6 protein-coding genes and 1 pseudogene are annotated in these 6,010 nt (G+C 34.7%); all 7 read left to right on the plus strand.

The annotated features are described in order from the left end of the window. Window positions 1–478 (plus strand): annotated as a pseudogene (locus CI949_RS15355) (hypothetical protein); the annotation flags it as partial. Next, complete coding sequence (locus tag CI949_RS15360) at window positions 468–1,430, plus strand: BMP family ABC transporter substrate-binding protein (RefSeq protein ID WP_290767869.1); 963 nt, start codon at window positions 468–470, stop codon at window positions 1,428–1,430. The pseudogene CI949_RS15355 and the gene CI949_RS15360, both read left to right, overlap by 11 nt. A 113-nt stretch (window positions 1,431–1,543) precedes the next feature. After that, window positions 1,544–2,485 carry a nitronate monooxygenase family protein gene (locus tag CI949_RS15365; RefSeq protein WP_290767872.1) on the plus strand — a complete coding sequence of 314 codons (942 nt, stop codon included), beginning with the start codon at window positions 1,544–1,546 and terminating at the stop codon, window positions 2,483–2,485. Window positions 2,486–2,624: 139 nt separating this feature from the next. Continuing rightward, window positions 2,625–3,398: a type III pantothenate kinase gene (locus CI949_RS15370; RefSeq protein ID WP_133531068.1), complete on the plus strand. Its 774-nt coding sequence runs from the start codon at window positions 2,625–2,627 to the stop codon at window positions 3,396–3,398. 1 nt (window position 3,399) lies between these two features. Beyond that, window positions 3,400–4,374: a tRNA dihydrouridine synthase DusB gene (dusB, locus tag CI949_RS15375; RefSeq protein WP_290767876.1), complete on the plus strand. Its 975-nt coding sequence runs from the start codon at window positions 3,400–3,402 to the stop codon at window positions 4,372–4,374. Window positions 4,375–4,589: 215 nt separating this feature from the next. Further along, complete coding sequence (greA, locus tag CI949_RS15380; RefSeq protein ID WP_108141695.1) at window positions 4,590–5,072, plus strand: transcription elongation factor GreA; 483 nt, start codon at window positions 4,590–4,592, stop codon at window positions 5,070–5,072. Between the two features lie 101 nt (window positions 5,073–5,173). Continuing rightward, window positions 5,174–6,010: amino acid--tRNA ligase-related protein (locus tag CI949_RS15385; protein ID WP_290767880.1), on the plus strand; the 837-nt coding region annotated here is incomplete at its 3' end.

Genomic DNA, 6,010 nt, shown 5'->3' on the forward strand with positions numbered 1-6,010 from the left:
CAATAACAAAAAGATTTGTGGTATCTTATCAGAATTACTTTTAAATAAGGAAGAGGAGATCTTTGTTATTGTTGGCTGTGGAATTAATTTAAATAATGACTATTTCAACTCAGAAATAAAAGAAATTGCTACATCTTATTACCTGCAAAAGAACAAAAAGATCAATAAAAACCTATTTCTGGCCAGATTAATAGAAAAAATCAATTTGTATTTTGATAATTATCTGGCTGAGAAGCGAGACCAAATAATTAATCAGTGGAAAGAAACTTTAAATCTGACTGGAAAAAAAGTTGATCTTAGACATAATGGTAAAAAAGAGACTGTTTTAATTAAAGAAATAATGGATAATGGTGATCTATTAGTTGAGTTTGCTGATGGGAGACAGAAGAAACTTCAGTCATCTAATACCTCCTTAAATTATCAGAGTCTTGAAAAATATAATGACTGTTCCCAGGAAGGTGAAAAAAATGAAATTTAAAATAATATCAATCTTAATACTCTTTCTTTTATTAATATCATCTGCTGTCTCTGCCCAATACCTGGAAGTTGCTTTAGTTAGTGATGTCGGTGGCTTTAAAGATAGAAGCTATAATCAGCAGTTGAGAAATTCCTTGAATAAAGTGGCTGAAAGTTTAAATTTAAAAACAGCTTATAGAGAATCAGAGCTAATGACAGAATACCAGGATAATCTTAATTATTTTGCGGAAAATAATTTCGACTTAATCTGGGGAGTCGGCTTTTCGATGGAACAGGCTGTCAAAGAAGCTGCTCAGATGTATCCAAAAACTAATTTTGTACTGTTTGATGGAATAGTCGAAGAAGAGAATGTTATGTCTCTTACCTTTAACAAAAAAGAAGAGGGATTTTTAGCTGGAGTTGTTGCTGCTCTGGCAAGTGAGAATGCTAAAGTTTCATTTATTGGAGGTCAAAAAACAGAAAAAATTGGTCATTATCAGATTGGATTTGAGACAGGTGTTAAATCTGTGAATTCTGAAATAGAAATTATTAGTCGTTATGTAGGTAGTTTTAATGACTTTTCTGCTGCTAAAGAAATTAGTGCGGAATTAGCGGCAGAAAATGTTGATTTGATTTTTTATGCTGCAGGACCTTCTTCGCGGGGGATAATAGAGACAGCTTTAGAAAAAAATATCAAATTAATTTCACTGGATGCTGCAGATATAGAGCTTGCTCCAAATAATATGATAACAGCAGTTTTAAAAAATACTGATCATCTGGTCAAAATGTTAATTGAAAATTATAGTAATGATAATTACATTAACGAAATTAAAGAATTTGGTCTGGCTGATAATGCTTTTGTTTTAGAACAGGATCAGCTATCTGATATGTTGAGTAGAGAAAAAAGGACCAAAATCGAAGAGTATAAACAGCAGTTTCTGGCAGGTGAAATTGAAATACCGTCCGCTCCTTAGCCAAATAGTTTAAACTATAATTTTGACTAATAGTCAGAAAAACATTTAAATCTGATTGATTCTATGATAAGATAAAGTAGAATAAAGTTTAAAATATTTTTAGGAGTGATAAATTGAGATTACCTGAATTAAAGATTGCTGATTTAAAAGCAAAACTTCCTATTATCCAGGGAGGAATGGCAATTAGAGTTTCAATGGCTGAACTGGCAGCTGCTGTTGCCAATGAAGGTGGTATTGGAGTAATTGGTGCTTCAGTTATGACACCTGAAGAATTAAAATCAGAAATCAAAAAAGCAAGAAAATTAAGTGATGGTATAATTGGTGTAAATATAATGTTTGCGGCTACAGGTTTTAGCGAACTGTTAAAGGCCTCAGTTGAATCAGGTATAGATTGTATTATTTCAGGAGCCGGATTTTCGCGAGATATGTTTGGGGTCGGCAAAGAATATAATACCCCGGTGATTCCTATTGTTTCTTCCCTGAAACTGGCAAAGATTTCCCAAAAATTAGGTGCGTCTGCTGTAGTAGTTGAAGGAGGAAATGCTGGAGGACATCTTGGTAGTGATGAAAATAGTTTTGATTTGATTAAAAAAATAGCCGGAAAAGTCGATATACCTGTAATTGGCGCTGGCGAAGCAGTAACTCCTGCAGATATTGAAGCCATGTTTAAACTAGGTGTTGATGGGGTCCAAATGGGAACCAGATTTCTGGCAAGTAAGGAAGCTTCAGTTTCAAAAAAATTCAAGGAGTTATGTGTTAAAGCTTCTAATGATGATGTAGTGAAGATTATGAGTTCGGTTGGTTACAAAGCCAATGCTATTAAAACAAGATTTTCTAAACTCATTCAAGCCGGCGAAGCTCCCTCACCAGCAAACTGTACAGATTGTTTAAAGAGCTGTACTAAAAAGTTCTGTATCAAAGACGCTCTGATTAATGCCAGAAAAGGAGATCTTGATAATGGTGTATTCTTTACCGGAGCTGGTATAGGAAGGGTTAAGGAAATTTTGTCGACTAAAGAAATTTTCCAGGAAATAAAAAATTACTTTAAAGATTAAGTAATAATTTGACATTTAGCTGCAGTTTGGTTTAATATAAGACTGCAGCTTTTAAATATTCAGCTGCTTTTTTAGATAGGCCTTTATTTAAAATTAGAAAAAAGATGGACTAAATAAAATCAATAAGGGGCAGAAAAAAATGATTTTAACAATGGATATTGGTAATACTAACACAGTTTTGGGTTTATATCAGGGTGACGAGTTAAAAACTCACTGGCGAATTTCTACTGATAGAAATAAAACTCCAGATGAGTATGGGATGCTTTTTAAAAATCTGTTTGAGTCAGCAGATATCAATAATGATGCTGTAAACTCAATCATTATTTCAAGTGTTGTACCTCCGATTTTAAGAATTTTAAAGAAAACAGCCTATCGTTATTTTAATGTAAATCCATTAGTTGTTGGACCAGGAGTAAAAACAGGAATGAATATTAAAACTGATAATCCCAAAGAAGTTGGTGCCGACCGAATAGTTAATGCCGTAGCAGCAGGTCACCTATACGAGGGACCACTAATAATTGTTGATTTTGGAACTGCTACAACTTTTTGTGCAGTTTCAAAAAAAGGAGAATATCTTGGTGGTTCTATTGCGCCTGGGATAGGAATTTCAGCAGAAGCTCTCTTCAGCCAATCGGCTAAGCTGCCGAGAATTGAGCTGATTGAACCAGGGAAAGCGATCGGTAAAAATACAATTGATGGCATGAAATCTGGAATAGTTTATGGTTTTGTTGGTCAGGTTGAATACCTGGTTAAGAAATTCAAAAAAGAGCTTTCCGAAGATGCTGTTGTGATTGCTACCGGTGGGCTTGTAAGTCTGATAGCTGCTGAAACTGATTCGATTGATCATGTAGAACCCTTTTTAACTTTAAAGGGATTAAAATATATAGCTGATATAAATGGAATGGGATCTTAGAATGAAGATACAGGATTTAAAAGTTGAACCTGCAGTTTTTTTAGCTCCTATGGCAGGTGTGAGTGATTACCCTTATCGACAGTTAATTAGAGAAATGGGAGTTGAACTTCTTTATACAGAAATGGTTAGTGCTAAAGGTTATGAATATGGAAATAAAAGGACTGCAGAATTAATTGAATTTGATAAAGCAGAAAATGGAAAAATAGCTGTCCAGATTTTTGGGGAAGAGCCGGATTTTATGGCCCGGGCTGCTGCAGGTATTTCTGAAGAATATAATGTGGACATTATCGACATTAATATGGGTTGTCCTGCCAGAAAAATTGTAAAAAATGGTGCCGGGTCAGCCCTGATGAAAGATTTAGAGCTTGCCTATAAAATAATAAAAGCAGCTGTTGAAGCCACCGGTGTTCCAGTGACTGTCAAAATGCGCAGCGGTTGGGATGAAGAAAATATTAATGCAGTTGAACTTGCAAAACTTGCAGAAGAAGCTGGTGCAGCAGCAATTGCAGTACATGGTAGAACCCGCAGTCAGTTTTATAAAGGTAAGGCTGACTGGCAAGTAATAAAAAAGGTTGTTCAGGAGGTAGAGGTTCCTGTAATTGCAAATGGCGATATCTTTTCTGCTGAAGATGCAGAAGCTGTTATTGAACAGACCGACTGTGCCGGTATAATGATTGGACGCGCAGCTCAGGGCTACCCCTGGATATTTAAAGAAATTATTGAATACTTAAAAACAGGTATGTTGCTTGAAAAGCCTTCATATTCAAAAAAAATTGATATGGCTATTAGGCACTTAAAACTTGCAGTTGACTACTATGGGGAAAGACATGGAGTTCCGATTATGCGAAAACACATCTCCTGGTATTTAAAGGGGCTTCCGAATGCCAGTGATATTAAAAATAAAGTTAACCAGCTGTCTGATCTGGAAGCTCTGATAAGACTATTAAGGAGCTATCAGAAGACTATAAGTTCTTAGATTAATTTAAGTGATTATCTAAACTTGCTTGACAATAAAAGTAAAGTTATTTATAATAATTAATAATTGTAGACTTATAGTAGTGTCAGGTATTATTACCTGGCACACTTTCTTGTTGGGCTGTGTTGCGGGCCCATTTGGTGCTTTTATATATATTAGACAATTTCGACAATTTAAAAATTAAAATATTATTTAGAAAGTAGAGGTAGATAGCTATGGCAGAACAGGTAATGCTGACTGAAGAAGGGTTTGAAAAATTAGAAAACGAATTGGAATATTTAGAAACTGAGAAGAGACGTGAGGTTGCAAAAAGAATTAAGGTAGCCAGAGAATTTGGAGATATCAGTGAGAACTCTGAATATGATGATGCTAAAAATGAGCAGGCGTTTGTGGAAGGTAGAATTCAGGAAATAAAAAATATGCTCAACAATGCCCATGTTGTTAAAGATGAAGAAGTAACTGACAAACAGGTTAACCTTGGAACTACCGTTATGCTGCATGACCTTGATAGTGACGAAAAAATCAGCTATACTTTAGTTGGCTCAGCAGAAGCAGACCCATTAAATTATAAGATTTCAAATGAATCACCTATCGGTAAAGCAATTTTAGGACATGCTATAGGGGATGAAGTAACTGTTGAAACTCCTGCGGGGGAAGTTGACTATGAGATTATTTCAATTAAAAAGGTTAGACATTAAATAAAATTATCAAAATCATTTATAATTCACAAAATTACTGTTGTTTGTAAGAAATAGGGGTAGAACTCTATTATAATTAAATAAGGAGTTGGATATTTATAATGAGTGAAAATATGCTCGAAGATATGAATGAGTTAATGTTACAGAGACGGGAAAAGCTATCTCAATTAAGAGAAGAGCGCAAAAAGGCTTTTGCTGAGAAATACGAAGTTACTCATCATGCAGTTGAAGTAGAAAATAACTTTGAAGAACTGGAAGAAAAAGAAGTTAAATTAGCAGGCCGTTTAATGGCGATTCGTACTCACGGTAAGGCGAGTTTTGCTGATTTGATGGATATGAGCGGAAAAGTTCAATTATATGTAAAACAGAATAATATTGGCGAAGAGCGCTATGAATTTTTTCAGGATTTAGATCTTGGAGACTTAGTTGGTATTACAGGAACTGTTTTCAAAACGAATCGGGGACAGGTTTCAATTAGAGTATCTTCTTTTGAACTTTTAACTAAATCTTTAAGACCTTTACCGGAAAAGTTTCATGGTTTAAAGGACAAAGATATTCGTTATCGGCAGCGTTATTTGGATTTAATTGTTAACCCTGATGTTAAAGAAACTTTTGTTATTAGAAGTAAAATCATCAAGGAGATGAGAAGATACCTGGAGGAAAAAGGATTTTTAGAAGTTGAAACACCGATGATGCATCCAATTGCAGGTGGAGCAACTGCTCGTCCTTTTGTAACCCATCATAATACTTTGGATATGGATCTCTACTTAAGAATTGCACCGGAGCTTTATCTTAAAAAGTTAATTGTTGGTGGATTTGAAAAGGTATTTGAAATCAATAGAAATTTCCGTAATGAAGGGATGTCCTATAAGCATAATCCTGAATTTACTACTATGGAGCTTTACCAGGCTCAGGCTGATTATCATGATATGATGGAA

The organism is Halanaerobium sp. (genome assembly GCF_003070835.1).

Excerpts from the sequence above, each read along its gene's own strand:
- greA (WP_108141695.1), top strand. The coding sequence starts at position 4,590 with ATGGCAGAACAGGTAATGCTGACTGAAGAAGGGTTTGAAAAATTAGAA.
- CI949_RS15360 (WP_290767869.1), top strand. The coding sequence starts at position 468 with ATGAAATTTAAAATAATATCAATCTTAATACTCTTTCTTTTATTAATA.
- CI949_RS15370 (WP_133531068.1), top strand. The coding sequence starts at position 2,625 with ATGATTTTAACAATGGATATTGGTAATACTAACACAGTTTTGGGTTTA.
- dusB (WP_290767876.1), top strand. The coding sequence starts at position 3,400 with ATGAAGATACAGGATTTAAAAGTTGAACCTGCAGTTTTTTTAGCTCCT.